Source organism: uncultured Parasphingorhabdus sp. (genome assembly GCF_963975735.1).
Taxonomy (GTDB): Bacteria; Pseudomonadota; Alphaproteobacteria; order Sphingomonadales; family Sphingomonadaceae; genus Parasphingorhabdus.
Window position 1 is genome coordinate 58,013 of sequence record NZ_CAXBIA010000010.1, and the last position, 26,935, is coordinate 84,947.

The 26,935-nt window shown below is 57.4% G+C and carries 25 protein-coding genes; 12 read left to right on the forward strand and 13 right to left on the reverse strand.

Annotation, left to right across the window (positions count from 1 at the left end):
• The first annotated feature begins 21 nt into the window (after positions 1-21).
• The gene (locus AACZ86_RS11570; protein WP_339692713.1) at positions 22-774 is read left to right on the forward strand and encodes a folate-binding protein; all 753 of its coding nucleotides are present in this window, start codon (positions 22-24) and stop codon (positions 772-774) included.
• Positions 775-888: 114 nt separating this feature from the next.
• Here AACZ86_RS11570 and AACZ86_RS11575 read toward each other — a convergent pair whose 3' ends face one another.
• The 4 genes from AACZ86_RS11575 to hisS all read right to left on the reverse strand — a co-directional run bounded on the left by AACZ86_RS11575 (position 889) and on the right by hisS (position 5,075).
• Complete coding sequence (locus AACZ86_RS11575; protein ID WP_339692715.1) at positions 889-1,605, reverse strand: DUF4167 domain-containing protein; 717 nt, start codon at positions 1,603-1,605, stop codon at positions 889-891.
• Between the two features lie 236 nt (positions 1,606-1,841).
• The gene (gene prmC, locus AACZ86_RS11580; RefSeq protein ID WP_339692718.1) at positions 1,842-2,678 is read right to left on the reverse strand and encodes a peptide chain release factor N(5)-glutamine methyltransferase; all 837 of its coding nucleotides are present in this window, start codon (positions 2,676-2,678) and stop codon (positions 1,842-1,844) included.
• A complete protein-coding gene (gene prfA / locus AACZ86_RS11585) occupies positions 2,671-3,747 on the reverse strand; it encodes a peptide chain release factor 1 (protein WP_339692721.1) in 1,077 nt (358 codons plus the stop codon). Before prfA ends, prmC begins: the two co-directional genes overlap by 8 nt.
• Entirely contained in the window at positions 3,744-5,075 is a 1,332-nt protein-coding gene (gene hisS, locus AACZ86_RS11590) for a histidine--tRNA ligase (RefSeq protein WP_339692723.1), read from the reverse strand. Before hisS ends, prfA begins: the two co-directional genes overlap by 4 nt.
• A gap of 120 nt (positions 5,076-5,195) precedes the next feature.
• Here hisS and AACZ86_RS11595 point away from each other — a divergent pair, with 120 nt between their 5' ends.
• The 7 genes from AACZ86_RS11595 (at position 5,196) to AACZ86_RS11625 (ending at position 11,956) form a co-directional block, all read left to right on the forward strand.
• Positions 5,196-7,136 carry a peptidase M61 gene (locus tag AACZ86_RS11595; RefSeq protein ID WP_339692725.1) on the forward strand — a complete coding sequence of 647 codons (1,941 nt, stop codon included), beginning with the start codon at positions 5,196-5,198 and terminating at the stop codon, positions 7,134-7,136.
• A gap of 14 nt (positions 7,137-7,150) precedes the next feature.
• Positions 7,151-7,684, forward strand: coding sequence for an inorganic diphosphatase (ppa, locus tag AACZ86_RS11600; protein ID WP_339692728.1), 534 nt, complete (start codon positions 7,151-7,153; stop codon positions 7,682-7,684).
• Complete coding sequence (locus tag AACZ86_RS11605; protein ID WP_339692731.1) at positions 7,681-7,995, forward strand: hypothetical protein; 315 nt, start codon at positions 7,681-7,683, stop codon at positions 7,993-7,995. Before ppa ends, AACZ86_RS11605 begins: the two co-directional genes overlap by 4 nt.
• Positions 7,996-8,008: 13 nt before the next feature.
• Positions 8,009-8,524 (forward strand): GNAT family N-acetyltransferase, encoded by a 516-nt coding sequence (locus AACZ86_RS11610; protein ID WP_339692734.1) that lies wholly within the window; start codon positions 8,009-8,011, stop codon positions 8,522-8,524.
• Between the two features lie 244 nt (positions 8,525-8,768).
• Positions 8,769-9,968 (forward strand): ADP-forming succinate--CoA ligase subunit beta, encoded by a 1,200-nt coding sequence (gene sucC, locus AACZ86_RS11615; RefSeq protein WP_339692736.1) that lies wholly within the window; start codon positions 8,769-8,771, stop codon positions 9,966-9,968.
• 197 nt (positions 9,969-10,165) lie between these two features.
• The gene (locus AACZ86_RS11620; RefSeq protein ID WP_339692738.1) at positions 10,166-10,912 is read left to right on the forward strand and encodes an electron transfer flavoprotein subunit beta/FixA family protein; all 747 of its coding nucleotides are present in this window, start codon (positions 10,166-10,168) and stop codon (positions 10,910-10,912) included.
• 114 nt (positions 10,913-11,026) lie between these two features.
• A complete protein-coding gene (locus AACZ86_RS11625) occupies positions 11,027-11,956 on the forward strand; it encodes an electron transfer flavoprotein subunit alpha/FixB family protein (RefSeq protein WP_339692739.1) in 930 nt (309 codons plus the stop codon).
• A 90-nt stretch (positions 11,957-12,046) separates the two neighbouring features.
• Here the strand turns inward: AACZ86_RS11625 and AACZ86_RS11630 are convergent, their stop codons facing one another.
• From AACZ86_RS11630 to AACZ86_RS11670, 9 genes are all read right to left on the reverse strand, one after another.
• Positions 12,047-12,409: an iron-sulfur cluster assembly accessory protein gene (locus AACZ86_RS11630; RefSeq protein ID WP_339692742.1), complete on the reverse strand. Its 363-nt coding sequence runs from the start codon at positions 12,407-12,409 to the stop codon at positions 12,047-12,049.
• A 111-nt stretch (positions 12,410-12,520) separates the two neighbouring features.
• Positions 12,521-12,940 (reverse strand): SUF system Fe-S cluster assembly protein, encoded by a 420-nt coding sequence (locus tag AACZ86_RS11635; protein ID WP_339692815.1) that lies wholly within the window; start codon positions 12,938-12,940, stop codon positions 12,521-12,523.
• A gap of 186 nt (positions 12,941-13,126) precedes the next feature.
• Positions 13,127-14,362 (reverse strand): SufS family cysteine desulfurase, encoded by a 1,236-nt coding sequence (locus tag AACZ86_RS11640; protein ID WP_339692817.1) that lies wholly within the window; start codon positions 14,360-14,362, stop codon positions 13,127-13,129.
• A 50-nt stretch (positions 14,363-14,412) separates the two neighbouring features.
• A complete protein-coding gene (locus AACZ86_RS11645) occupies positions 14,413-15,165 on the reverse strand; it encodes a SufD family Fe-S cluster assembly protein (RefSeq protein WP_339692745.1) in 753 nt (250 codons plus the stop codon).
• Between the two features lie 151 nt (positions 15,166-15,316).
• Positions 15,317-16,066: a Fe-S cluster assembly ATPase SufC gene (gene sufC / locus AACZ86_RS11650; RefSeq protein WP_339692746.1), complete on the reverse strand. Its 750-nt coding sequence runs from the start codon at positions 16,064-16,066 to the stop codon at positions 15,317-15,319.
• A 141-nt stretch (positions 16,067-16,207) separates the two neighbouring features.
• Positions 16,208-17,668, reverse strand: coding sequence for a Fe-S cluster assembly protein SufB (sufB, locus tag AACZ86_RS11655; RefSeq protein ID WP_339692819.1), 1,461 nt, complete (start codon positions 17,666-17,668; stop codon positions 16,208-16,210).
• A 47-nt stretch (positions 17,669-17,715) separates the two neighbouring features.
• Entirely contained in the window at positions 17,716-18,171 is a 456-nt protein-coding gene (locus tag AACZ86_RS11660; protein ID WP_339692747.1) for an SUF system Fe-S cluster assembly regulator, read from the reverse strand.
• 127 nt (positions 18,172-18,298) lie between these two features.
• A complete protein-coding gene (locus AACZ86_RS11665; protein WP_339692750.1) occupies positions 18,299-19,141 on the reverse strand; it encodes a DUF6597 domain-containing transcriptional factor in 843 nt (280 codons plus the stop codon).
• 274 nt (positions 19,142-19,415) lie between these two features.
• Positions 19,416-21,233 (reverse strand): DUF885 domain-containing protein, encoded by a 1,818-nt coding sequence (locus tag AACZ86_RS11670; RefSeq protein ID WP_339692753.1) that lies wholly within the window; start codon positions 21,231-21,233, stop codon positions 19,416-19,418.
• 160 nt (positions 21,234-21,393) lie between these two features.
• Here AACZ86_RS11670 and AACZ86_RS11675 point away from each other — a divergent pair, with 160 nt between their 5' ends.
• The 4 genes from AACZ86_RS11675 (at position 21,394) to AACZ86_RS11690 (ending at position 26,871) form a co-directional block, all read left to right on the forward strand.
• The gene (locus AACZ86_RS11675; RefSeq protein ID WP_339692755.1) at positions 21,394-23,001 is read left to right on the forward strand and encodes an NAD(P)/FAD-dependent oxidoreductase; all 1,608 of its coding nucleotides are present in this window, start codon (positions 21,394-21,396) and stop codon (positions 22,999-23,001) included.
• Between the two features lie 87 nt (positions 23,002-23,088).
• Positions 23,089-24,978, forward strand: a complete 1,890-nt coding sequence (locus tag AACZ86_RS11680; protein ID WP_339692758.1) for a DUF3604 domain-containing protein — start codon at positions 23,089-23,091, stop codon at positions 24,976-24,978.
• Between the two features lie 91 nt (positions 24,979-25,069).
• Positions 25,070-25,885: a peptidylprolyl isomerase gene (locus AACZ86_RS11685; protein WP_339692761.1), complete on the forward strand. Its 816-nt coding sequence runs from the start codon at positions 25,070-25,072 to the stop codon at positions 25,883-25,885.
• A complete protein-coding gene (locus AACZ86_RS11690) occupies positions 25,882-26,871 on the forward strand; it encodes a HupE/UreJ family protein (protein WP_339692762.1) in 990 nt (329 codons plus the stop codon). The genes AACZ86_RS11685 and AACZ86_RS11690 overlap by 4 nt, the downstream gene beginning before the upstream one ends.
• Positions 26,872-26,935 lie beyond the last annotated feature (64 nt).

The following is a 26,935-nucleotide window of genomic DNA, read 5'->3' on the forward strand; positions in this document are numbered from 1 at the left end:
CGCACACCCTACCTAAATGCCATGACCGAAACCAGACTTAATGAACGCGCCGTCATCCGCCTCTCGGCAACGGACGGGTCCGAAGACATCCGGCAGTTTCTGCAAGGGCTGGTAACGCAGGACACCACCGCTGTCGTAGCAGGCGTGCCGCAATGGGCTGCGCTGCTCACCGCTCAGGGGAAACTGCTGTTCGATTTCTTTCTGTGGGCCGATGGCGAGGATATATTGATCGACTGCGAGAGGGAGCAGGCCGAGGGACTTGTCCGCCGCCTGAAACTCTATCGGCTGCGGCGAAAGATCGAGATCGCTGTGGATGATTCACTGCAAGTCCACTGGGCTTTGGCAGCCGAAAACAGACCGGTCGATCCCCGCCTGGCCGCATTGGGCTACCGCTGGCTGGACGACGCAAGTGATGGTGAAGGTGCGGACGAAGATTATCGAAAGCACCGCCTGTCGCTCGGCGTCACCGAGGGAGCCAGTGAGTTCGGCAGCGACAAGACTTTATGGCTCGAATGCAACGCTGCGGAACTGAACGGCGTCAGCTTTACCAAGGGCTGCTATGTCGGACAGGAAAATACTGCGCGGATGAATTACCGGCAAAAGGTGAACCGGCGGATGGTCGTCGTGCCGATCGCGCAAGCCGACGAAAAACGCCAGCGCATTGCCTATCCCGGCGATGGTCTGTCGGTTGAACATCGGCGTGTCGACGATTTGCAGGGGCTAGATCTTCCCGGCTGGCTGGCAACAGCCATTGAGGGACTGGACGCCGCTTAATCGCAGCGCCGGCGTTGAACGGCCTGATATAAATGTTCGGTTAGCGGCAGTTTTGCGACGAGCAGCAGCCTTGGCTAACATGCTCGTCCCTATTTGATTCCGGCAAAACAGTCGTTAGACGGTATCGCCTTCTTCAACCACCTTCGGCTTGGGTACACGCTTTTTACGCGCCGGCTTCTTCTCAACCTCGACCTCGATCGATTGCGAAATCGCTGGCGGCAGGGCGCTGGCATCCAGACCGTTTGACTCGCCATTCTGTTCCGCTGCGTCGTTGCGGGCTCCGACAGTTTCAACCTTGCGCGGACGACGGCTGCGAACCGGTTTTTTCTCTTCGGTCGTATCATTCGCAGCGATATCGTTGCCATTATCGCGACTTTCGCGATTGTCCCGCTCTTCCCGCGGCGGACGATTTTGCTGTGCCTGCTGTGGCCGGTTACGATTATTGTCGCCATCATTGTCGTTGGAATCGCTCTGGCCTGAACCATTGCCACGATTGTCACCACGATTATCGGGCCGATTGTCCGACCGGTTATCTCCACGCGGCTCTTCACGGGCGATCCGCTGTTCTTCGCGACGAGCCACGGTATCGGCATTGACCCGGAAATAATGATCGGCGAATTGATGATAATATTCGGCCTGAACGCGGTCGCCATTGACCTGTGCGTCCTGCGCCATTTTCTTGAATTTATCGAGCATCTGCGCTGCATTGCCACGCGCGCGACTATCGATCCGGTTATCGCGGTCCGACCCACCACTACGGTTGCCCTGGGGGCGGTTATTATTATTGGTGTTCCGGCCACGTCCACGGCGGCTAGGCTGACGATTGTTCATCAAATTTTAGGTATCCTTATACCGTTTATAAACTTGGTCTTTCTCAAGTTATAGCCACGCGCTGGTGGCAATTGCGCTGCAGACAACCCGTTCACAGCGGCCCATACAAGACAAATACTCGCCGAAAACCAGCAAAATTATCAAGTTGGGGGCAGGCCAGTGATTTAGGGAAAAGCCAGAAATCATCTGCGCCTGAACAAGTCTTAGCGAGTCGCCTCGTCAAAACCAAGCCCTTTTTACCGATGGAGGATTAACAAACGATCATTTTCCCCTAAATCTTTCTTTAACTCAACATGATAGCCGTTGTTCATAGCCAGTTCCGAAACCGCATCTGCTTGATCGAAGCCAATTTCGAGCAGGGCCTTTCCGGTGGGAGAAAGCAGATTTTCAAGCCCGGGAATGATGATCCGATAGTCATCCATTCCATCCTCTCCGGCGAACAGCGCCTGATGGGGTTCATATTGGGCTACATCCGCGGACAACCGGGCGTTGGTCGAGACATAAGGCGGGTTGGCGAGGATCAGATCAAAGCCGGAACCGAGCGGACCCGTCCAGTCGGGCAGCGTCCAGTCGAGCAGCAGGAACCTGGCCCGGTCGGCCAATCCCAGCGCATCCGCATTATTATGGGCAATTTGCAAGGCAGCGGTGCTGGCATCGATACCCAGACCGTTGGCCGCGGGAAATTCGCTGAGCGCGGCGAGCAGAAGCGCGCCACTGCCCGTGCCGAGGTCCAATATCCTTTGCGGATGCTGCGTCGCGCATAAGCGAACCGCTTCCTCGATCAGCAATTCGCTGTCGGGACGGGGGATCAGGACATCCGGGCTGACCTGAAAATCAAGACCCCAGAATTCCTTCATGCCGATGATATGGGCAACGGGTTCGGATCGCCGGCGCCGTTCGACCAGCGCAGAAAATTCGGCCGGAGCGGTCAGTTCGGGCAGTTTCAGCAGCAGATCGGCGCGCTCCATTTTCAGCGCATGCGCCATCAGCAATTCCGCATCGAGTCGCGGACTATCGGAGATTTCGCTTAACATCTGTGTCGCTTCGCGCAAAACACCGGCGACATCACCCATCCAGATTGGCAAGCCGGCTGGCTTCATCCTCTGCGATCAGCGCATCGACCATTTCACCAAGCGCCGTGCCCTCGATGATTTCGGGCAGCTTGTGCAGCGTCAGGTTGATCCGGTGGTCGGTGACCCGGCCTTGCGGATAATTATAGGTGCGGATGCGCTCGCTGCGATCGCCGGAACCGACCATCGACTTGCGCGCTTCGGCTTCCTCGCTTTGCACCGCGTCGCGTTCCTGCTCATACATCCGCGCCGCCAGCACCTTCATCGCCTGCGCCTTGTTCTTGTGCTGCGACTTGCCGTCCTGGCACTGTACAACCAGACCGGTCGGCAAGTGAGTGATGCGGATCGCGCTGTCGGTCTTGTTGACATGCTGTCCGCCAGCGCCGCTTGCCCGATAGGTATCGATGCGCAGATCCTCGGTGCGGATCTTGATATCGACCTCTTCCGGCTCCGGCAGGATTGCCACCGTCGCCGCCGAGGTATGAATCCGTCCGCCGCTTTCCGTTTCCGGTACCCGCTGCACCCGGTGCACGCCGGATTCGAATTTCAGCTTGGCAAACACGCCCTTGCCCTGGATATTGGCGACCACTTCCTTGAACCCGCCGACTTCCGAGGCATTGGCGGAGATCATCTCGACCTTCCAGCCCTGATCCTCGGCATAGCGCGTATACATGCGGTACAGATCACCGGCAAAAAGCGCGGCCTCGTCACCACCGGTACCGGCGCGGATTTCGAGCATCGCTGGCCGGTCATCGGCGCTGTCCTTGGGCAGCAATTGCAGCGCGAGCGCATGTTCGGCCTTTTCCAGCGCCTTCTTCACGCCATCCACTTCATCGGCCGCCATCGCCTTCATCTCGGCATCATCACCGGCGAGCATCTCGGCCAGTTCCGCTTGTTCGTCACGCAGTGATTTCACATTGGCAGCGGCCTCGGCAACCGGTTCGATTTCGGCATATTCCTTGGAAACAGCGACAAATTTTTCGCTGTCGAGATCGCCCGAGGCCATCATCGCCTGAAGCTCGGCAAAACGCGCCTCGATTTGCGCCAGTCTCTGGGGGGTGATGGTGGTCAATCACTCTCTCCCGAAGACTTCACATCCTGTTCCAATGCCAGAAGGTCGGAGTCGAGATCATCAAGGTCGTCGGAAAATCTCAGGTCCCACATTTTTTCCGTGATCTCTGCGACATCCAGCCCAGTCTGCTCGCCAGTGGCGAGATTTTTGAACTGCAACTTGCCGGAGGCCAGCTCGTCCTCGCCGATGATGATTGCCGCCAATGCGCCCGCCTGATTGGCGCGCGCCATGCGTTTCTTGAACTTCCCGCTGCCGAAAATATCGGCTGAAAACCCAGTTTTGCGGAGTTCGTTCGCTACCGACAGCGCCTTAACCGTGGCTTCCTCGCCCATCGGCACAATGGCCAGTTCCAGTGAAGCCTCGGGCACTTCGGTAAGCAACATGCCCAAGCGCTCGATACCGGCAGCCCAACCCACAGCGGGGGTCGCTGGACCGCCGAGAGTCTCGATCAGGCCATCATAACGCCCGCCAGCCAGAACCGTGCCCTGTGCGCCGAGCCGGTCAGTGACAAATTCAAAGGCAGTATGGCGATAATAGTCGAGGCCCCGCACCAAGCGGCTGTTGCGCGTCCAGGCCACGCCGCAGGCATCCAGCCCTTCGGTGACCTGAGCGAAAAATTCTTTCGCCTCGGTCGACAGATAGGCGTCAATATCCGGAGCCGCATCGGCGATTGGCCGGTCCTGCCGTTCCTTGCTGTCGAGAATCCGCAGCGGATTGCGCTCCAGCCGGTCCTGACTGTCTTCCGAAAGATCCTTACGGTGCGCCTGAAAATGCTCGACCAAAGCGTCACGCCAGGCATCCCGGCTTTCCGCGTCGCCCAATGTATTGAGCTGCAGGGTCACGCCATCGGCGATACCCAGTTCCTGCAAAAGCTGATCGGCAAAGCAAAGCAATTCGACATCCGCCGTCGCTTCGCCCGCCCCGATAATCTCTGCATCGAGCTGGTGAAACTGCCGGTAGCGGCCTTTCTGCGGCCGTTCATAACGGAACAGGGGGCCATGGGCGGAGAGTTTGAGCGGCATATGCTGCTGCCACCCGTTGGTCAGGAAAGCGCGCGAGATACCCGCGGTAAATTCCGGCCGCAGGGTCAGGCTGTCGCCGCCGCGATCCTCGAAACTGTACATTTCCTTGGACACCACATCGGTGGTCTCGCCAAGCGAGCGGGAAAAGACCGCGGTCGGTTCAAACACCGGCATTTCGACGCCCTTGAATGCGTACAGCCGTCGCACACGTTCAAATGTCTCCACAACATGCTGGAAGCGCTCCTGCTCTTCGCCAAATATATCCTGGGTGCCGCGCACGGGCTGGGGTGTCTGTATCTTTGCCATAGGGAGCGCTTTAGCCAGTGAAGCGGCAAAGCGGAAGTGGCTTATTTCCAGCAAGCCTCTGGACGAAAGTTGCAAAATCCCCCATTTGCACACGCTGATCACCAAAGGGATTTTCTGCACATGCGTCTGGTTGGCATATTGGCTCTTTTCTTGGCCTTCACCATTTCTACAACGGCGGCGGCAATGCCGGACCGCTTGAGCAAACCGAGCTATGTTGCGCCGCAGGAGACGATCCCCGCGCCGCAGGACATAGCCTATCCCGGCACCATGACTTTGCAGGTCGATGCCCGCGATCATGACCAGGGAATTTTCCGCGTCACCCAGACGATTCCGGTGGCAAAAGCCGGGCGCCTGACGCTGCTCTACCCCGAATGGCTTCCCGGCAACCATGCGCCGCGCGGCGAGATCGAGAAACTCACCGGGCTGGAATTCACCGCCAATGGCGAAAAACTGGCATGGATCCGCGACGATGTCGATGTTTTCGCCTTCCATCTGACGGTTCCTGAGAATGTCAGCACGATCACCGCGAAATTCCAGTTTGTCTCGGCCACCACCAGCAGCCACGGCCGCATTGTCATGGCACCAGCCATGCTGAACCTGCGCTGGCATCAGGTTTCGCTATATCCCGCCGGCTATTATGTCCGGCAAATTCCGGTCGAGGCGACCGCCATCTACCCGGACGGCTGGCAGGCCGCGAGCGCGATGCGACCGAAATCGCGGACCGGCGGCACGATTGTCTATGAAAAGACCGACTATGATACTCTGGTCGACAGCCCGGTTTTCGCCGGACAATTTTTCCAGACCCATCAGCTGACCAGCCGGGTGCATCTCAATATCGTTGCGGATGACGCAAAATTCCTGAAGCCCAAAAAGGCCCAACTCACGCCGCATATAAAACTGGTCAAGGAAGCCGAAGCGCTGTTCGGCAGCCATCCCTATGACCGCTATGATTTCCTGCTAGCGCTCACCGAGGATATGGGCGGCATAGGACTGGAGCATCACCGCTCGTCCGAAAATGGCGTGAACCGGGAATATTTTACCGACTGGGATAGCGGCCCGGGCCGTCGCAACCTGCTGCCGCATGAACTTACCCATGCATGGAACGGCAAATATCGCCGTCCCGCCGGCATGTGGACGCCCGATTTCCGGCAACCGATGCGCGACAGCCTGCTCTGGGTCTACGAAGGGCAGACGCAATTCTGGGGCTATGTCCTGGGCGCACGGTCCGGACTCTATTCGAAGGAGGATACGCTCGACGCCCTCGCTGCCATCGCCGCGGGAATCGATCAGCGGGTCGGCCGGAGCTGGCGTCCATTGATCGATACCACGCTTGATCCGATCATCGCCGCGCGGCGGCCGAAACCCTGGACCAGCTGGCAGCGGGCAGAGGATTATTATAACGAAGGCCTGCTGATCTGGCTCGAGGCCGACCAGATCATCCGCCGCGAATCGGGCGGCACAAAATCGCTGGAAGATTTTGCACGCGCCTTTTTCGGCGGCAAAAATGGTGACTGGGGCGTTGTCACTTATGAGCAGTCGGATGTTGTCGCTGCGCTCGACAAGGTCCAGGCCTATGACTGGGCTGGCTTCATCGAGGAGCGGGTTTACCGGACCGGTACAGAAGCTCCGAAAAACGGGCTCGTCCTCGGTGGCTACCGGCTTGTCTATGTCGATACGCCGAGCGCCTATATTCTGGCCAATGACAAACGCAGGAAGCAGCTGGACCTCAGCTACAGCATCGGCCTGATCATGGGCGGCAAGGGCACGATTAAATCAGTTATCTGGGACAGTCCGGCGTTCAAGGCAGGCCTCAAACCCGGCCTCACTATCTCGGCGGTCAACGGCAAGGCCTATAGCGACGAAGCGCTGAAACAGGCGATCGAGGAAAATCGCGGGGCAGAAGGCACGATCGAAATTTTTGCGAAAAATGGTGAGGCCTATCATAATTTTATGGTCGACCATTCCGGTGGCCTGCGCTATCCGGCGCTCGATAAAATCACCGGAGAGGGTGTTGATCAAGAAAGCGGCATAGACCGTCTGTTGCAACCGAGAACCAGATAAGGACTCCCTTTTCCATGGATATTAACAAAATTCCGATTGGCGATAACCCGCCAGAAGCCCTGAACGTCGTCATTGAAGTTCCGGTGGGCGGCGAACCCGTCAAATATGAATTCGACAAGGCATCGGGCGCGCTTTTCGTCGACCGTATCCTCCACACCCCGATGCGCTATCCGGCCAATTACGGCTTCATTCCGCATACTTTGTCGCCCGATGGCGACCCGCTGGATGCACTGGTTGTGGCCCGTTCGCCCTTCATGCCAGGCTGTGTCGTGCGCTGCCGGCCGATTGCGGTGCTCAACCTCGAAGACGAGCATGGCGGCGACGAAAAATTGCTCTGCGTGCCGATCGACGCGACATTCCCTTATTATCGCAAGATCGACGAGGGCAATGACCTGCCCGAAATCGTGATGCAGCAGATCGAGCATTTCTTCACCCATTACAAAGATCTCGAGCCCGAGAAATGGGTCCGGGTCGGCAAATGGGGCGATGCTGAAGAAGCCAAGCGCGTTGTGCTCGAAGCAATCGAACTGGCGAAAACCGCGAAATGAACGCGAACCGGATAATTTTGGGGGCGATAGCGCTGTCGGCACTCGCCGGCTGCGCCACCCCTGAAACCCGGGTGCGCAACGGGTTGATGAGCGCGGGACTTTCTGCGCCGGTATCGGCCTGCATGGCGGACCGGATGGTTGACCGGCTGTCGCTCGGACAACTCAATAAGCTGAACGGTCTAGGCAAGCTCAAGAATCGCAATCCGGGCGATGTGACGTTCAAGGAATTCGTCAAACAGACCCGCTCGCTTCAGGATCCGGAAATCGTCGGCGTAGTCACGTCCTCCGGCCTAGTCTGCGCGGTCAAATAGGCGCGGCGCCAATATGTCCGGCATCTCCATTCGACTCGCGACCGTCGATGATGCAGCGATATTACCGGATATCGAGAGATCGGCAGCCAAGGCGTTTCTCGCCATAGCCGGTCTCGAATGGATCGCCAGCGGAACCGTAATGTCCGCTGAACAACACCGGATTTACATTGACGAAGGCACCGTCTGGGTAGCGGCGACCGGAAAGCGCTGTTTCGGATTTGTTACAACGGCCATATATGGCGATGCACTGCACATAATCGAACTGTCGGTCGAGGACGGGCACCAGGGCAAAGGTGTCGGGCGACATTTGCTGGAGACCGCAAAAATATATGCGACGGAAAACGGCTTGGCAGCGCTCACCCTGACAACTTTTCGCGACCTGCCTTTCAACGAGCAATTCTACCGCAAGCTGGGCTATCAGACACTGGACGAGACCGCGCTGCCGGACAGACTCGCCGACATACTCAAATTCGAAATCGAGCACGGCCTGCCCGGCGAACGCCGCTGCGCCATGCGTCTGCCGCTGTAAAAGCACTGGGCTGAAGGGCATATATTCCGGAGAGTCGAATTTTTTGCCGATATCCGGGCGATTTTCCCGATTTGCGTGAACATTGTCGATTGCAGTCAATGCTATGTCGGGGAGCAGACTAGGACATCTGATAATTATCACGAAACAGGGTGGAAATAGGGACCTGACTGTGCTTTAGCCGTGCCAAATTAATCGCTTGTCTTGAGACTCAAGACCTCCATTTTGAAAGGTGCTCACCCTTCCCATGAATATCCACGAATATCAGGGCAAGGAACTGCTTGCCAAACACGGTATCGCCGTTCCTGCCGGCTATGCCGCGCTTACCGTTGACGAAGCGGTCGCCGCAGCCGGAAAACTTCCCGGACCGCTTTATGTTGTCAAGGCGCAGATTCACGCAGGTGGACGCGGCAAGGGCAAATATAAGGAACTGGGTCCCGATGCCAAAGGCGGCGTCCGGCTGTCGAAATCGATCGACGAAGTGCGCGCCAATGCAGAAGAAATGCTCGGCAACACATTGGTTACGATCCAGACCGGCGACGCCGGCAAGCAGGTCAACCGGCTCTATGTCACCGACGGCGTCGATATCGAGAAGGAATTCTACCTCTCGATGCTGGTCGACCGGGCCAGTGGCCGCGTTGCAATCGTTGTATCCACCGAAGGCGGTATGGATATCGAGGAAGTAGCGCATAGCACGCCGGAAAAAATCAAGACGATCACCATCGACCCGGCTCAGGGCTTCATGCCGCATCATGGCCGGACCATCGCTTTCGCGCTCGGGCTGGAAGGCGACCTCAACAAGCAGGCGCAGAAGCTCGGCAAGAAACTCTACGACGCATTCATGGCGATGGATTGCGAAATGGTCGAAATCAACCCGCTGGTGGTGACCGAGGATCAGCAACTGATCGTGCTCGACACCAAGATGAGCTTTGACGGCAACGCGCTGATGCGTCATCCCGACATCGCCGCGCTGCGCGACGAGACCGAAGAAGATCCGGCAGAAGTCGAAGCCAGCAAATCCGACCTCGCCTATATCAAGCTCGACGGCAATATCGGCTGCATGGTCAATGGTGCCGGTCTGGCGATGGCGACGATGGATATCATCAAGCTCAATGGCGCCTTTCCTGCCAATTTCCTCGACGTTGGCGGCGGGGCTACCAAGGAAAAGGTCACCGCTGCGTTCAAGATCATCCTCGCCGATCCTGCGGTCGAAGGCATTCTCGTCAACATCTTTGGCGGCATCATGAAGTGCGACATCATCGCCGAAGGTATTGTTGCCGCGGCGAAGGAAGTGGAACTGGATGTGCCGCTGGTCGTTAGACTGGAAGGCACCAATGTTGCGAAGGGCAAGGAAATCCTGGCCAATAGCGGTCTGCCTATCGTGTCGGCCGATGATCTGGGCGATGCAGCGAAGAAGATTGTTGCACAGGTTAAAGCAGCAGCCTGAACGGACGGAAACCAAGGCCGTTCGTCCTGAGCCTGTCGAAGGATGATGGAGTGCGTAATTCCGTACTTCGACAAGCTCATTACGAACGGGACATGCCCTTGTGGCAAAATCGATGATGCTGCACCGCAGCACAAAAACTTGACGTTTACGTGAACGTAAGTTAATCGCGTAGTGAAATTTGAAAAAAGGAAACAGCAATGAAAATCCTGGTACCCGTAAAACGGGTCATAGATTATAACGTGAAACCGCGGGTTAAATCCGACGGCAGCGGCGTCGATCTCGCCAATGTCAAAATGTCGATGAACCCGTTTGACGAAATCTCCGTCGAGGAAGCCATCCGCCTGAAAGAGGCCGGCAAGGCAGAAGAAATCATCGCCGTTTCGGTTGGCCCGCAAAAGGCTCAGGAAACGCTGCGCACCGCACTCGCCATGGGTGCGGACCGGGCGATCCTCGTCGTGACCGACGAAGAAGTCGAACCGCTCGCCGTAGCCAAGATCCTCGCCAAGATCGTCGAAGAAGAAGCACCGAAGCTGGTCATCACCGGCAAGCAGGCAATCGATGACGATTCGAACCAGACCGGCCAGATGCTCGCAGCCTTGCTCGGCTGGGGTCAGGGCACGTTCGCCAATGAAATCGATATTGATGGCGACAGCATCACCGTCAAACGCGAAATCGACGGCGGCCTGCAGACGGTCAAGCTGAACCTGCCCGCCGTGGTCACCACCGACCTGCGCCTCAACGAACCGCGCTATGCGTCGCTGCCGAACATCATGAAGGCGAAGAAAAAGCCGATGGATGAGAAAACGCCAGCCGATTACGGCGTCGACATCAGCCCGCGTCTGACCACCATCACCGTCACCGAACCACCGGTTCGCCAGGCTGGTGAAAAGGTCGAAGACGTCGACGCGCTGGTCGCAAAGCTCAAAGCTGTGGGAGCCATTTAACCGTTTGAGCCCAATCACCCCCGTTCATCCTGAGCTTGTCGAAGGATGGTGGGACAAGGTGCTTCGACAGGCTCAGCACGAACGGAATGGAACAAGGATTTAAGGAGTTACAAAATGAAAACTCTCGTACTCGTAGAACATGACAACAGTAACATGAAAGACGCGACGCTGGCCGTAGTCACCGCCGCGTCGCAACTGGGCGAAGTCCACGCTCTGGTCATCGGCTCCGGCTGTGCCAGCGTTGCCGAACAGGTTGCCAAGGTCGCTGGCATTGCCACCGTCCATGTCGCCGACGACGCCTCGCTCGCCAACCAGCTCGCGGAAAATGCCGCGCCGCTGATCGCCAGCCTGATGGAAACGCACGACGCGTTCCTCGCGCCCGCCACCACCACCGGCAAGAATATCGCCCCGCGCGTCGCAGCTTTGCTCGACGTCATGCAGATCAGCGACATTCTCTCGGTCGAAAGCGAAGACACGTTCACCCGGCCAATCTACGCCGGCAACGCGATCGCCACGGTCAAATCCTCGGATGCCAAGAAAGTCATCACCGTTCGCGGCACGGCTTTTGACAAAGCGGCCACCGAAGGCGGCTCCGGCACCATCGAAGCCGTTGGCGGCGCCAGCGACGCTGGCCTATCCAGCTTCGTCAGTGAAGAAATCGCCAAGTCCGAACGCCCCGAACTGACCAGCGCAAAAATCATCGTTTCCGGCGGTCGCGCTCTGGGTTCGTCCGAGAAGTTCGAGGAAGTGATCACGCCATTGGCAGACAAGCTCGGCGCCGGCATCGGTGCCTCGCGCGCTGCGGTTGACGCGGGCTATGTCCCGAACGACTATCAGGTCGGCCAGACCGGCAAGATCGTCGCTCCGGAAGTCTATATCGCCATCGGCATCTCCGGCGCGATCCAGCATCTCGCGGGCATGAAAGACAGCAAGATCATCGTCGCGATCAACAAGGACGAAGACGCACCGATTTTCCAGGTCGCGGATATCGGACTGGTTGCGGATCTGTTTGATGCGGTGCCGGAACTGACTTCGAAGGTCTGAAGTCCCTTTCCACTGGTTTAAAGAATTAAAAAACCCCGGCGTTTTCACGTCGGGGTTTTTTCATGTCGGCTATTGTTCGAATTAAGAGCTCTAAACCGTAAAACTCTCCCCACACCCGCAAGCGCCCTTGGCATTCGGATTCTCGAACACAAAACCAGCGGTGAAATCATCTTCCACCCAGTCCATCGTGCTGCCGATCAGGTAGAGCACCGAGCCGCCGTCGACATAAAACAGACCGCCGGGGGTGACGATCTTTTCGTCGAACGGGACTTCCTCGGTGATATAGTCGACCGAATAGGCCAGGCCCGAGCAACCGCGGCGCGGGGTGGATAGCTTTACGCCGATCGCGTCGTCGGGGGCCTTGGCCATCAGGTCGGCAATGCGCTGCTCCGCCGCCGGCGTCAGATTGATCGCGGCGGGTATTTCGCGGGTTTTGGTTTTCGTGTCGGTCATAGTCTTGCTCCAAATTCTCCCTCCCCTTCAGGGGAGGGATCAAGGGAGGGGGAGTCATGGTGAACATCCCCCTCTCCCAACCCTCTCCCCTGAAGGGGAGAGGGCTTTATATTACAACATCCCCAGTTCAAGCTTCGCCTCGTCGCTCATCTTCTGCGGATCCCATGGCGGGTCCCAGACGAGATTGACTTCGGCGTGGCCGACGCCGGGTACGCTGCCGACTTGCAGTTCGATCTCGCCAGGCATCGATTCGGCGACCGGGCAATGCGGCGTGGTCAGCGTCATCGTAACAATCGCGTGATTGTCGGGCGTAATCTCGACGCCATAGATCAGGCCGAGATCATAAATATTCACCGGGATTTCCGGATCGAAAATCGATTTCAGCGTATCGATCACCGCTTCGTAGAGATCGCCACCGGCTTCTCCGGCCGGAGCCTCAGTCGGTTTCTGCGCCAGAAAGCCTTCGAGATAATCCTTCTTGCGACTGAGCTTCGCTGCATCGCTTTCCGCTTCGAAAGGCGAAGGCGCCATGACAGGGGTGGGCCTGTCGTTCGTGTCGAGCGTAGTCGAGACATTTTGCTCGCTGTCATCCGGTCTCTCGACTTCGCTCGAGACGAACGGTGTATCCACAGCGTCCTCGACCTTTGCCAGCCGTGGTTTCTCCACCGACTCGACTTCTTCGACCAATATTTTGCGTTCTTCGTTCATATCGTCACCTTACCCGAAAATCTTTCTGACCCGATTGATGCCGTCCACCAGAGCGGCGACATCATTGTCATCACTGTAAATCCCGAAACTCGCCCGCGCCGTCGCCGCTACGCCGAGATAGTCCATCAGCGGCTGCGCGCAATGATGGCCGGCGCGGATCGCAACGCCGCCTTCATCCAATATAGTGGCGACGTCATGCGGATGCACGTCGCCGACCGCGAAACTCAATATACCCATGCTCTTGTCAGGGCCAAAGACCCGCACAGAGTTGATCCCGGACAGGGCTTCGCGCGCCTTGGCCAGTGTCGCATTTTCATGCGCCGAGATTACGTCGAGACCAATGCCCTCGACATATTGGATCGCCGCGTCCAGCCCGACCACGCCAACAATATGCGGCGTACCCGCTTCAAAGCGGCCCGGTGGCGGCGCATAGGTGGTGCGGTCAAAAGACACGCGATCGATCATCGACCCGCCGCCCTTCCAGGGTGGCATGACTTCGAGCGTCGCATAAGGCGCCCACAGGGCCCCGATGCCGGTTGGGCCGTAAATTTTGTGCCCCGAAAAAACGTAAAAATCGCAACCGAGATCCTGCACCTTGACGGGCAGGCGCGGTGCGGCCTGACAGCCATCGAGCAACAGCTTCGCACCAACCTTGTGTGCGATTGCCGCTGCCCGTTTCGCATCGAGCAACGACCCGAGCACATTGGAAACATGCGCCAGCGCGACCAGCTTGTGCTGTTCGGTCAGATGTTCCTCGAGCCAGTCGAGATCAATCTGGCCATCACCGGTCAGCGGCGCGACATCAATATGCGCGCCGACCCGCTCGGCCAGCATCTGCCACGGCACGATGTTCGAATGATGCTCCAGCTGCGACAGCATGATGCGGTCGCCCTTGGCAATATATTTGTTGCCCCAGCTTTCGGCGACCAGATTGATACTGTCGGTCGCGCCGCTGGTGAAGACGATTTCATTCTCGGATGCAGCGCCAAGAAAGCCGGCGACGCGTTTGCGCGCGGCTTCATAGGCGAGCGTCATATTGGCGGAGCGAGCGTAGACGCCGCGGTGGACGGTTGCGTAATCCGGGCCGTAGGCGCGGGCGATGGCGTCGAGCACGGCTTTGGGTTTCTGCGCGGTGGCGGCAGAGTCGAGATAGTGCCAGTCAGCGGCTATGCCGGGGAAGTCGGCGCGGTAAGATGGTGCAACACTGTTCGTGTCGAGCGCAGTCGAGACACCGCTATCGGCCACAACCGGCTTCTCGACTTCGCTCGAAGCGAACGGAAGAGAGCTGCTCTGGCTCACGACAAAGCCTCCAACACCTCAAGCGCCTTGCCCTCGATCGCGTCCCGCGCCGCATCATCATCAAGCGACACAAAGGCATCGGCAATGAACGCCTGCAGCATCAGCTTCTTGGCCAGCGCCGGCGGCAGGCCGCGCGAGGCGAGGTAGAAGAGCGCCTGTTTGTCGAGTTCACCAACGGTCGCGCCATGGGCGCATTTCACATCGTCGGCGAAAATTTCCAGCTCGGGCTTTGCATTGGCAGTCGCACCGCGATCGAGCAGCATTGATTTGACCGACTGCGCCGCATCGGTTTTCTGCGCGTGGCGGGCAACATTGATACTGCCGAGAAAACTTCCGGTCGCCGTGTCCGCCAGTACCGAGCGCACCACCTGGTTGGAGGTCGCATTCGGTTCGGCGTGAATGGTCTCGGTAACGATTTCCAGCGTCTGCTTGCCCGACCCGAGAATCGCGCCACCCAGCTCAAAATGCGAGCCATTGCCCAAAGTCGCCTTGACCTGAATCCGGCCATAGTCGGCATTATGCGCCAGCACATGGATGTTGAACGTCGCCTTGTCGCCAATGGTGACATCAAGGTCGATCATGCCTACGCCGTCGATCACCGGAAGTTCGGAAATCTGACGCGAAACAGTTTCGCCCGCCGGCACTATGATTTTCTCTGGTCCGTCGAGCTTCGCCCAAACGGTTTCAAGCGCCTTGAGGTCAGCATAGCGCCAGGCTTCGTCACGACGCGTAGGGAGCGGAGCGTTCATATCACGTTCCTCCCTGTGCCGAAGGCATGGGGAGGGGGACCATGCGAAGCATGGTGGAGGGGTAATGCGCGAACCGCCCCTCCGTCACGCCTGCGGCGCGCCACCTCCCCATGTCCTGCGGACACGGGGAGGAAAGATGCTTCAGACAACATCATGCCGCCTCCGCGATCGCTTCATAGCCTTCATTCTCGAGCTGCAGCGCCAGTTCCGGCCCGCCGGTCTTCACAATCCGGCCGTTCGCCAGAACATGGACAAAATCGGGTTTCACTTCGTCGAGCAGGCGTTGATAATGGGTGATCAGCAACACCGCCTTGTCGGGCTTGCGCATGATCGAATTGATTCCGTTCCCGACCGTCCGCAGCGCATCGATGTCGAGGCCGCTGTCGGTCTCGTCGAGGATCGCCAGCTTGGGATCGAGAATCCCCATCTGCACCATCTCGTTTCGCTTCTTCTCGCCGCCGGAAAAACCGACATTGACCGCCCGTTTGAGCATATCCATGTCCATCTTCAGCAGCGCCGCCTTTTCCTTGGCGAGCTTGATGAACTCCGCGCCGTTGAGCGCCTCTTCGCCGCGCGCCAGCCGCTGTGCATTCAGGCTTTCGCGCAGAAATTGCAGGTTGGAAACGCCGGGAATTTCGACCGGATATTGAAAGCCGAGGAAGATACCCGCCGCGGCCCGCTCGTGCGGATCGAGTGCGAGCAAATCCTGTCCGTCAAATGTCGCGGAGCCAGCGGTCACTTCATAACCGGGCCGTCCGCCCAGCGCATAAGCCAGCGTCGACTTGCCCGCACCATTGGGTCCCATGATCGCATGGATTTCACCCGCGTTGAGCGTGAGCGAAAGCCCCTTGAGGATTTCTGTGTCGCCGACTGTGGCGTGGAGATTTTCAATTTTTAGCATTAATTCTACTTTCGATTTCACTCTTAAACTCGTCACCCTGAACTTGTTTCAGGGTCCATTTCGCCAAACGGGCAGGCAGTGATTGACGCACGATGGATGCTGAAACGAGTTCAGCATGACGATGGGATGAGAGGCAACGCATCACCCGACCGAACCTTCCAACGAAATCGCCAGCAATTTCTGCGCTTCGACCGCAAATTCCATCGGCAATTCCTTGAGCACTTCCTTGGCAAAGCCATTAACAATCAGGCTCACCGCCGCTTCCGTGTCGAGGCCGCGTTGCTGGGCGTAGAACATCTGGTCGTCGCTAATCTTGCTGGTGGTCGCTTCATGCTCGATCGTCGCGGTCGGGTTCTTGACCTCGATATAGGGCACCGTGTGCGCACCACTCTGGTCGCCGAGCAACAGGCTGTCGCACTGGGTAAAGTTACGAACATTTTCCGCATTGGGACCAACCCGCACCAGACCACGATAGGTATTGTCGCTGTGACCGGCGCTGATGCCCTTGGAGATGATCGTCGAACGAGTGTTCTTGCCATTGTGGATCATCTTGGTGCCGGTATCGGCCTGCTGATAATTATTGGTCAGCGCGACGGAGTAAAATTCGCCAACGCTGCCCTCGCCATTCAGCACGCAGCTCGGATATTTCCAGGTGACCGCGCTGCCGGTCTCGACCTGGGTCCAGCTGATCTTGCTGTTCTTGCCCTGGCAGAGGCCGCGCTTGGTGACGAAATTATAGATGCCGCCCTTGCCGTTCTCGTCGCCGGGATACCAGTTTTGCACGGTCGAATATTTGATCTCCGCATCATCCATCGCGACCAGTTCGACCACCGCGGCGTGCAACTGGTTCTCGTCGCGCATCGGCGCGGTGCAGCCTTCGAGGTAGGAGACGTAGCTGCCGGCTTCGGCGACAATTAGTGTCCGCTCGAACTGGCCGGTATTTTCCGCATTGATCCGGAAATAGGTGCTCAGCTCCATCGGACATTTCACGCCCTTGGGAATGTAGACAAAGGTGCCGTCGCTAAACACGGCGCAGTTGAGCGTGGCGAAATAATTGTCGTGCATCGGCACAACCTTGCCGAGATATTTTTTGACCAGTTCGGGATATTCCTTGATCGCTTCCGAGATCGAGCGGAAAATCACGCCTGCGTCTTCCAGTTCCTTGCGGAAGGTGGTCGCCACCGACACGCTGTCGAACACCGCGTCCACAGCAACCTTGCGCGCGCCTTCGACGCCGGCGAGAACCTTTTGCTCCTCGATCGGGATGCCAAGCTTTTCATAGATGCGCAGGATTTCGGGATCGACTTCATCAAGCGAACCCAGCTTTTCCTTCGGCTTCGGCTCGGCGTAATAATAAGCATCCTGATAGTCGATCATCGGGATTTCGAGCTTTGCCCAGTCCGGTGATTCCATCTTTTCCCACTGACGAAAAGCCTTGAGACGCCAGTCCAGCATCCACTCGGGCTCGCCCTTCTTGTCGGAAATGAACCGCACCGTGTCTTCGTTCAGACCCTTGGGCGCGAAATCCTGCTCGATGTCCGACGACCAGCCGAACTCATAGGCGCTCGCCTTGTCGACCGCTTCCTGCGCCTCGGCATTCATTTCCGTGCGTTCGGCATCATAATCAGATGTTTTGACGTCTTCGCTCATCATGCTTTTTCCATTATTCGAATTTTGGGGGCGACTGGCAAATCCGACAGGCTTGCCAGGCTGACATCGGCCAGCGCCTTGCGGATTGTGCGGTTCACAACGCCCCAATGGGGTTTCACGGTGCAGCCGTCCTCCAACACACAATCATGATTGCCGTCGATGGTGCAACTGGTGATCGCCAGCGGGCCTTCGACCGCCTCGACAATATCGGCAAGACTGATCGCGGAAGGGGGCCGGGCCAGCCGGATACCGCCGCCAATACCGCGCGTCGATTCGAACAGCCCGGCGGCCGTCAAGCGGCTAACCAGTTTCTTCGCCGTTGGCAGCGGAACGCCAGTCTCCTGCGAGAGCTTGGTCGCGTTGAGCTTCCCTTCCGCGAGCAGCGCAGCACCGCAATGGCGCGCGGCGGCGGACATCAGGACTACGGCATAGTCGGCAAGGTTGGAAAGGCGCATTTTTCTCGAATCATTGGGGGTTAAAATCTAAACAAGACTGATTTAGTCTCATTTATCCAACATTGCAAGCGTAGCGCGGCGTCAAGCGGTTCGAAAAAAGCAGAAAACATGCTTCCAATTCTTCCAATCACGTATCGGAAGTCAGCGGTGCAATCTGGCCCTTCAGGTTACCGCGCTGGTCGATCAGCCGGGCGGTTTCGCCTTCGCCCACCCGCAGCTGGGTCGGGGTCACACCAGCGAAGAATTTCACTTCGCGGATCATGTGCGACTGGTCGTAAAAGGCATCGACCAGTTCCAGCAATTCCTCTTCATTATGCTCGGCATAGGCTCGCGCCGCGCGCAAGGCGCGATATTTTCGCGCGAGATATTTGGGCGGCATGCCATAGAGCTTGTTCACCGTGCGCAGGACCTGCCGGGAGCTTTGCGACGACTGTTCCATCAGCCGGCTGACCGGCGGCGAGGGTTCCGACGACAGCCATTCGTCGATCATCTTGGTGAACGCAGCCGTTTCCGGCTTCAGGCGCGGTTTCAGTGCCCGGTAAATCTTGTCCGCCCAGGCCACCATCTCTTCCGGGGTCTGACATCCCCGCAAATATTCAAGATTCTTGTCAATTTCCTGACTGAACACCTCGGCCGCGTTAACCGCCCGATCGGTATAATCTGCTGCCGATTTTCTAGTGGAAATGGCCCAGCCGCCTGGCAATATGCCCACTCCGAACATCCGGAACGGACCGGTCACGTCAAAATGCATCGCTCCCGTTGAAGGCCCCTGCAACATTGTGTCTTTGGCCGGAAAACGGCTGCCGTCTGCGAAACTGATGACTGCACTGCCTTCCAGCAGAAAGCGCAATTGTGCGATGGCTGCTCGCTCGTTATCGGCAAAACGCGCCTGATCCACCTCGAACAAATAATAGACCGAGACCAGATCCCGGACATCCTCTGCAGGCGCAAAATATCTCAAACTAACCAAGCTACGACCCCTTGATCTGTCCCTCCCCAGGTTCAGATAACATATGAATGCGCCTTTATAGCTGGAAAACAAAGACAAAAAAAAGGCCTGACTAAATTAATAGTCAGGCCAATAAGGAAAAGAACCCACATGCCATCACCTGAGCGATGGCGAGAGCCCTTCGGGTCGCAAGCCATCTATGCACCTCTAATCACATTGATTAATTGGATAAAAACGACAGATTCATTCAGAACGTTTGACTATTCAGGCCACGGTGCCTGAATGCTGCCCCAACTCAGCTGCTCGAGTCTATCCACGCGTTCACCCGTTCTTCCATAATATCGAGCGGCACCGGACCACTGTTCAGGATCACATCGTGGAATTCGCCCATGGTGAACTTGTCACCCAGCGCTTCCTGTGCCCGGCCACGAAGCTCGAGGATTTTGAGCTTGCCGATCATATAGGCCGTCGCCTGACCCGGGTAGACGACATAGCGCTCGATCGCCTTGCGGATATCACCTTCGGGATTGGGCGTATTGTCCGTCAGATATTGAATGGCTTCCTCGCGGCTCCAGCGCTTGTGATGGATGCCGGTGTCGACAACCAGCCGGCAGGCCCGCCACAATTCCATCCCGAGGCGGCCGAAATCGCTATATGGGTCCTCGTAAAAGCCCATATCCTTGCCGAGTTCCTCCGAATAGAGACCCCAGCCTTCGGTATAGGCAGTCCATCCGCCAAATCTCCGGAAGGGCGGCAAATCGCCAAGTTCTGTCTGGATCGATCTTTGCAGATGATGACCCGGCAAACCCTCGTGAAACGCTAGCGCTTCCAGCTCGGTCTTGGACATGCTGCGCAGATTATAGAGGTTGACGTAATAGGTCCCGGGGCGTGAGCCATCGGGTGCCGGACCGTTGTAAAACGCCTTGCCCGCTGATTTCTCGCGAAAAGCCTCGACCGGTTTGATGACCAGCGGCGCTTTGGGCAACGTGTTGAAAAACTCCGGCAGCCTGGCTTCCATCGCCGCCAGCTTGTCATCAACATCCGCCAGATAGGCTTCGCGCGTGCCATAATAAAATTCGTCCCCGGCTCGCAAATGCTGGAAGAAATCCTGCAGGTCGCCGTCAAAACCGACATCGGCCATGATTTTGCGCATCAGTCCGTGAATCCGCTCAACATTTTCGAGTCCAATTTGATGGATTTCGTCTGCCGTCAGATCGGTGGTCGTATAATTGTTCAACCGCTCGGCATAATAGGCAGCGCCGTCTTTGAACCGCCAGATACCGTCGCCTTCGACACCCATTGCCTGCTGGCGTTCCATTTCGACAATCAATTTCTCGTAGGCCGGCTTGAGGCTATCGTTCAATGCCGCCGTGCCGCGCGCAACCAGCGCGGATTTTTCCGCATCAGGGATATCGAGCGCCATCACCTTCTTTTTGAGATCGGCAAAAATGGGAGAATCATCACCTTCGCCGAACGGCGCACCGCTGATCACATTTTTTGCGTCGGCGATTACATAGGGAAATACCCAGTCAGGAACGATGATACCATCGTCCGCCCGTTCGGCCGACTGTGCTACCAGAGACTCGATCAACGGGCCTGCCGCACCAAGGCGGCTGACATAGGCTTCCGCGTCCGCTTTGCTCGACACCCGATGAATATTGATCATGAACGCCGGTATCTGGCTTTGCACGCCATTCATCTGGTCAAAAATATAGGCGTTGTGACGGAAGGGAAAGGCGTTGCTCGAACGCTCGGCCCGCGCCTGAAACAGACGATAGCTCAGCTGGCTGGCTTCGCTCAATTGATCTTGGGAAAATTCCGCTTCCATCTGCGCGCGCGCCATCTGGCCACGTTCATATTGCGCCACTTCGGCAGCATCGCTCGGGTCGTCCCATTTGCCATAATCGGCATCCCTTATACCACGATAGGCTTTGGAAACGGGGGAATGCGTCAGTTCCTGATCATCATAATCCTTGAAAAATTCTGATAGCTGGCTGTTGATATCCTCTTTTGCCTCGGTTGCGGTTTCAACGGTTTGCGCATGGGCTGCGGGCGCAGTGGCGACGGCAGACAAAGCCAGGGCAGACGCGGCAGTCAGCAAAAAAGATCTCATCCAAAACATTCCTTATTTGATTCAAATTTCTCCGATCCTATCATTCCGTTTCGATTTGCACAAACCTTCCGGATCGCAGGCGTATCGCCGCAGAGAAAACGTCATTCAAACCAATTGCCGGTTGCTGCCAGGATCGCCCAACGGTAGGTTTCGAACCACCATGAATTCATATTCACCGGACGCATTGATCATCGGCGGGGGCCATAACGGCCTGGTCTGCGCTTATTATCTCGCACGCGCCGGAATGAAGGTCCGGATATTGGAAGCGCGCGATGTGATCGGTGGCGCGGCGGTGACCGAAGAATTCCATCCGGGCTTTCGCAACAGCACTGCCAGCTACACGGTCTCGCTGCTCCAGCCGAAAATCATTGCCGACATGGGTCTGGTGGAACGCGGCTATCGGGTTATCGAGCGACCGAAAAGCAACTTCCTGCCGCTGGGCGAGGGTGAATATTTGCTCCTCGGCGGCTCGCTTGAAGCCACGCAAAAGGAGATTGCGCGATTTTCCACGTCCGACGCGGCGCGCTTGCCGCAATATTACGAGATGCTGGAATCGGCGGCTGCCATATTACGCGATCTGGCGCTGGAAATTCCCCCCAATGTCGGAGGCGGTGGCCATGCCATGTTGGCGGGGATCAAGGCGGCCCGCCGGTTCACCCGACTATCGTTGCAGGAACAGCATGCAATCATCAAATTGTTCACGCTGAGCGCACGCGAACTGCTGGACCAATGGTTTGAAAGCGCGCCGATCAAGGCGGCCTTCGGTTTTGATGCGATTGTCGGCAATTATGCCAGCCCCGATACGCCGGGCAGCGCCTATGTTCTGCTCCACCACGTCTTCGGCGAGGTCAATGGCAAGCAGGGGCAATGGGGCCATGTGATCGGTGGCATGGGGCGGATTACCGAGCTCATGGCCGATGCCTGTATAGAAGCCGGGGTCGAAATCAGTCTCGCAACGCCGGTGGCAAAACTGCTTGTCGAGAATGGGATCGCGATCGGTATTTGTACGGTCGGCGGCGAGCAAATCCATGCGCGAAAGATCATCGCCAATGTCGGCCCGAAACTGCTCTATGACCGCCTGATCGATCCCGTCGACCTGCCCGCCGATTTTCGCAATATGATGGCCGGCTATCAATGTGGCTCCGGTAGTTTCCGGATGAATCTGGCGCTCGACGGCTTACCCGAGTTTATCGACCTTCCCGGCACCGGGGATCATCTGAAATCCGGGATCATCATGGCACCCTCGCTCGACTATATGGACCGGGCCTATCAGGACGCGCGTCGATACGGCTGGTCGCGCCAGCCGGTTGTCGAGATGTTGATACCCAGTCTTGTCGATGACAGTCTTGCCCCTGCCGGCCAGCATGTCGCAAGTCTGTTTTGCCAACAATTTGCCCCTGAATTGCCCGTGGGCCGCAACTGGGACGATGAACGCCGCGCAGCAGTAGATGCGATACTGGACGTTGTCGAAGCTCATGCACCGGGCTTTCGCAAGCTGATCCTGGGACAAATGGCGCTGTCCCCGCTCGATCTCGAACGCAAATTCGGTCTGGTCGGCGGTGATATATTTCATGGTCGCATGTCTCTCGACCAGCTTTGGACAGCACGGCCGGTAATCGGATCTGCCAATTACAAGGGCCCGTTAAAGAGTCTTTATATGTGCGGTTCGGGGACCCACCCGGGCGGCGGTGTAACCGGCGCACCGGGCCACAATGCCGCCAAAGCCATCTTGCGGGACCGCGGTTTTCTGGGTCGATGGTTCGGTTGACGCTACGTCAGACTAGCCAAACCAACTGCCTATTGCACCTGCTCCCCGAGCGGGATAGCTTCGGGTCATTGGGATGGGAGACTCACTATGCGCAAATCACTAATGGTGGCAGCATGCACGGCTGCTCTGGCTTTATCGGGCTGTTCGAAAATCAACGATGGTGACGAGGGCAGCGTAGAGGTTGCGAACACCGAATATCCCGAACAGGTTTTCTGGGGCGACACCCATCTCCACACCGACAACAGCATCGACGCATTCGGGTTTGGCGATCGACTGGACGCCGAGAACGCCCTCAGATTTGCGCGCGGAGAGGAAGTCACTGCGACTAAAGGCGCCAAGGCCAAATTATCGCGGCCACTCGATTTTCTGGTGATCGCCGATCATAGCGACGCGATGGGCGCGACCAAGGCGATCATGGAAGCCCCGCGTATTGCCTTGCTCACCAATAAATTCCTGCTCCGCTGGCACGATATGATGAACGAGAGCGACGAGGGTTCGTTGCGGGTGACAGCGGAACTCATCGATGGTGCGGCCAAGGGCACATTGCCAGCCTCACTCACCGATCCGGAAGAATCCAAAGAACGCACAGCCGATCTATGGGAAAAACACGGCGAAACCGTCGACCAGTATAATGAGCCCGGGAAATTCACGGCGTTCATGGGATTTGAATTTACCTCAATGCCGGATGGCGACAATCTCCACCGGGTTGTCATGTTCCGTGACGGACCGAAAAAGATGGGCGATACCCTTCCTTATGGCGCACTGGGTTCACAGGACCCGGAAAAGCTCTGGGCCTATATGGACGCCTATGAAAAGAATACCGGTGGCAAGGTGCTTGCCATTCCACACAACAGTAATGTCTCGAACGGCCGCATGTTCGCCATGAACAAATTTGACGGCAGCCCGATTGACGCCGCCTATATCAAAACCCGGGCGTTGCGCGAACCTATCGTCGAGGTCACACAAATCAAGGGAGATAGCGAAACCCATCCGTTTCTGTCACCCAATGACGAGTTCGCCGATTTCGGCGTTGCTGGCTGGGACAAATGCAACCTGAGCTGTACGAGGGATATGCCCCCTGAAAGCTATGGTGGCAGCTATGTTCGCGAAGCACTGAAGCGGGGTCTGGAACTGACTTTGGCGGTTGGAGCCAATCCCTTCAAATTCGGAATGATCGGTTCGACCGACAGCCATACCTCGCTGGCAACTGCCGACGAGAATAATTTCTTTGGCAAACACACCGGAAACGAAGCAAACAACAAGGGTCGCGCGCTCGAACCTCAGAATCTCGGTACCCGGGAAGGCCGTTTCGGCTGGAATTATCTGTCCAGCGGCTATGCGGCCGTCTGGGCGACCAGCAACACGCGCGAAGCCATATTCGATGCGATGATGCGCCGCGAAGTCTATGCAACCACCGGTCCGCGGATGCAGGTCCGCTTTTTCGGCGGCTTTGATTTTACCGCCGACGATATCGGTGATCTGGTCAAAACCGGCTATGCCAAGGGCGTTCCGATGGGCGGCGATCTGAGCGGCGGTGACGGCGAAGCACCGAAATTCCTGATCAGCGCGCTGATGGATCCGGAAAGCGCCAGTCTGGATCGCGTACAAGTGATCAAGGGCTGGGTCGATGCGACGGGCAAGAGCCAGGAAAAAATCTATAATGTCAGCTGGAGCGATTCCGATACCCGCAAACTCGGGGCCAATGGCAAGCTGAGCCCTGTTCCCAATACGGTCGATCTGACCAAGGGCACCTGGGACAATGCGACCGGCGCGCCTGAGCTGGTCACCTTCTGGCAAGACCCCGATTTTGACGCGGCGCAGAATGCATTTTATTATGTGCGGGTACTGGAAATCCCGACGCCGACATGGCCGGTCTATGACGCGCTCAAATTCAGCCTGACCTTGCCTGATGAAGTCATCAAGATTCAGCAGGAACGGGCCTATAGCTCGCCGATCTGGTATACACCGGCCGCATAGGCCAGTTCCACCTTATCTCACGGTGCCCGTCATCATACGGGCTCGTGATCCATCGACTGGCTGCGGCTGAACATAATGGGTTACACGATATATGTTGCGTAAATTTATCCGAGAGCCGCTGGTGCATTTTCTTGGCGGCGCGGTGCTGGTTTTTGCATTTTTCTGGGCCACCGGCAGCAGCCGTGATCCGGCGGATTATACGATCAACATCGATGAAACGGATATCGCCCGGCTCAAGACGGACTGGGTGCAAAGTTTCCGCCGTGCGCCGACCCGGCAGGAACTGGACGGCCTGATCGATCAGGAGATTGCCGAAGAAATTTACTATCGCGAAGCCTTGCGGCTGGGACTCGACAAAAATGATCCGATGATCCGGCGTCGGCTCTTTACCAAGATGCGCTTCGTCGATGGCCAGGACGCCGATAATGTCGCTCCTACCGACGCCATTCTCCAGCAATGGATGGACAAGAATCCTGCCAAATATGCTTTGTCGCCACTCTATGATTTCGAGCAAATCTATCTCGGCCAGATTAGCGCGGCGCAAGCGGGGGAGCGGATCGATCAACTGAACGCCGGCACCGGGTCCGCGGCCTTTGCACAATCCATTTCCCTGCCAGAAACTCTAAGGCAGGCCAGCGTCGAAGACATCGGGCGCCAGTTTGGCGATAAATTTGCCGGACAATTGGCCGGGCTGAAAACCGGTGTCTGGAGCGGCCCTGTCACATCGGGTTTTGGAGTCCATGCGGTCAAGATTACTGCGAAAACACCGGCAAAAGAGGCGACTCTGGACGATGTCCGGCAGCGGGTAACCAACGAATGGCACGCGGCGCAACAGACCGGGCAAAAACAACAAGCTCTGGAGCGTTACCGGACGCAATATGAAATTACCGTAGTCGGTCGACCATGAATCGCTGGTGGGCTGTCCTGTGGGCATGTCTGGTGCTCGTCCTTTGTCCGACCAGCGCCCATGCCGATGAACTGCGTCCAGCCTATATCGAGATGACCGAAGACTCGCCGAGTCAATGGTTGCTCCTGTGGAAGGCGTCGGCCAATTCGCGTCTCGGCCATAGCGGCGAGGTGACAATACCCGACAACTGCAAAATCGAAGGCGAGCGCCAGCGCGAATTTTCCGGCAGCAATATTCTCACCCGGTTTTCGTTGCGCTGCGACGGATCGGTGCAGGGGAAGACTATCGGCCTGAAGGGCCTGGAACTGTCGACCACCGATGCGCTGGTACGCATTGCGCCAATCGACTCTGCTATGCAGACCGTGCGCCTGACGCCGGACCAGCCGACCGCCACCCTGGCCAAGCCCTCGATAATCTCCAATGTCGCGGCGACCTATACGATCCTCGGCATCGAACATATCCTGCTCGGCTTCGATCACCTGTTTTTCGTGCTGGCACTGGTGCTGCTGCTCAAGGGCGGGTGGCTCGTCGCGAAGACCGTCACCGCCTTCACCATCGCGCATAGCCTGACATTGGTCGGAACGACGCTGGGTCTGCTGTCGCTGCCGTCCCAGCCGGTTGAAGCGGTGATTGCGCTGTCGATCGTCTTTCTCGCCGTCGAGGTCGTGAAATCCAGGCCTGACGATCTCCGGCTCTCGGAACGTTTTCCCTGGATCGTGGCCTTTCTGTTTGGCCTGCTCCACGGCTTCGGCTTCGCCGGCGCGCTTGCCGAAATAGGATTGCCGCAAGATGATGTTCCGCTGGCGCTGCTGACCTTTAACCTTGGTGTGGAAATCGGACAGCTGGCGATCGTAGCCTTAGCTCTGGCGGCTCTATACGGAATTCGAAAACTGCGGGGGCAATGGTTGCAGCCAACCAAAACCGCCATGGCCTATGGCATCGGCATCATCGCCACTTACTGGTTCGTCGAACGGATGGTGGCCTGAAACGTCAACCATTTCGACCGGCGAACATAAAAATTGGCCTTTGCTCCGTGGCTCGGAACAAAGG

Excerpts from the sequence above, each read along its gene's own strand:
- AACZ86_RS11570 (WP_339692713.1), top strand. The coding sequence starts at position 22 with ATGACCGAAACCAGACTTAATGAACGCGCCGTCATCCGCCTCTCGGCA.
- AACZ86_RS11575 (WP_339692715.1), bottom strand. The coding sequence starts at position 1,605 with ATGAACAATCGTCAGCCTAGCCGCCGTGGACGTGGCCGGAACACCAAT.
- prmC (WP_339692718.1), bottom strand. The coding sequence starts at position 2,678 with ATGGGTGATGTCGCCGGTGTTTTGCGCGAAGCGACACAGATGTTAAGC.
- hisS (WP_339692723.1), bottom strand. The coding sequence starts at position 5,075 with ATGGCAAAGATACAGACACCCCAGCCCGTGCGCGGCACCCAGGATATA.
- AACZ86_RS11595 (WP_339692725.1), top strand. The coding sequence starts at position 5,196 with ATGCGTCTGGTTGGCATATTGGCTCTTTTCTTGGCCTTCACCATTTCT.
- ppa (WP_339692728.1), top strand. The coding sequence starts at position 7,151 with ATGGATATTAACAAAATTCCGATTGGCGATAACCCGCCAGAAGCCCTG.
- AACZ86_RS11605 (WP_339692731.1), top strand. The coding sequence starts at position 7,681 with ATGAACGCGAACCGGATAATTTTGGGGGCGATAGCGCTGTCGGCACTC.
- AACZ86_RS11610 (WP_339692734.1), top strand. The coding sequence starts at position 8,009 with ATGTCCGGCATCTCCATTCGACTCGCGACCGTCGATGATGCAGCGATA.
- sucC (WP_339692736.1), top strand. The coding sequence starts at position 8,769 with ATGAATATCCACGAATATCAGGGCAAGGAACTGCTTGCCAAACACGGT.
- AACZ86_RS11620 (WP_339692738.1), top strand. The coding sequence starts at position 10,166 with ATGAAAATCCTGGTACCCGTAAAACGGGTCATAGATTATAACGTGAAA.
- AACZ86_RS11625 (WP_339692739.1), top strand. The coding sequence starts at position 11,027 with ATGAAAACTCTCGTACTCGTAGAACATGACAACAGTAACATGAAAGAC.
- AACZ86_RS11630 (WP_339692742.1), bottom strand. The coding sequence starts at position 12,409 with ATGACCGACACGAAAACCAAAACCCGCGAAATACCCGCCGCGATCAAT.
- AACZ86_RS11635 (WP_339692815.1), bottom strand. The coding sequence starts at position 12,940 with ATGGCGCCTTCGCCTTTCGAAGCGGAAAGCGATGCAGCGAAGCTCAGT.
- AACZ86_RS11645 (WP_339692745.1), bottom strand. The coding sequence starts at position 15,165 with ATGAACGCTCCGCTCCCTACGCGTCGTGACGAAGCCTGGCGCTATGCT.
- sufC (WP_339692746.1), bottom strand. The coding sequence starts at position 16,066 with ATGCTAAAAATTGAAAATCTCCACGCCACAGTCGGCGACACAGAAATC.
- sufB (WP_339692819.1), bottom strand. The coding sequence starts at position 17,668 with ATGAATGCCGAGGCGCAGGAAGCGGTCGACAAGGCGAGCGCCTATGAG.
- AACZ86_RS11660 (WP_339692747.1), bottom strand. The coding sequence starts at position 18,171 with ATGCGCCTTTCCAACCTTGCCGACTATGCCGTAGTCCTGATGTCCGCC.
- AACZ86_RS11670 (WP_339692753.1), bottom strand. The coding sequence starts at position 21,233 with ATGAGATCTTTTTTGCTGACTGCCGCGTCTGCCCTGGCTTTGTCTGCC.
- AACZ86_RS11675 (WP_339692755.1), top strand. The coding sequence starts at position 21,394 with ATGAATTCATATTCACCGGACGCATTGATCATCGGCGGGGGCCATAAC.
- AACZ86_RS11680 (WP_339692758.1), top strand. The coding sequence starts at position 23,089 with ATGCGCAAATCACTAATGGTGGCAGCATGCACGGCTGCTCTGGCTTTA.
- AACZ86_RS11685 (WP_339692761.1), top strand. The coding sequence starts at position 25,070 with ATGTTGCGTAAATTTATCCGAGAGCCGCTGGTGCATTTTCTTGGCGGC.
- AACZ86_RS11690 (WP_339692762.1), top strand. The coding sequence starts at position 25,882 with ATGAATCGCTGGTGGGCTGTCCTGTGGGCATGTCTGGTGCTCGTCCTT.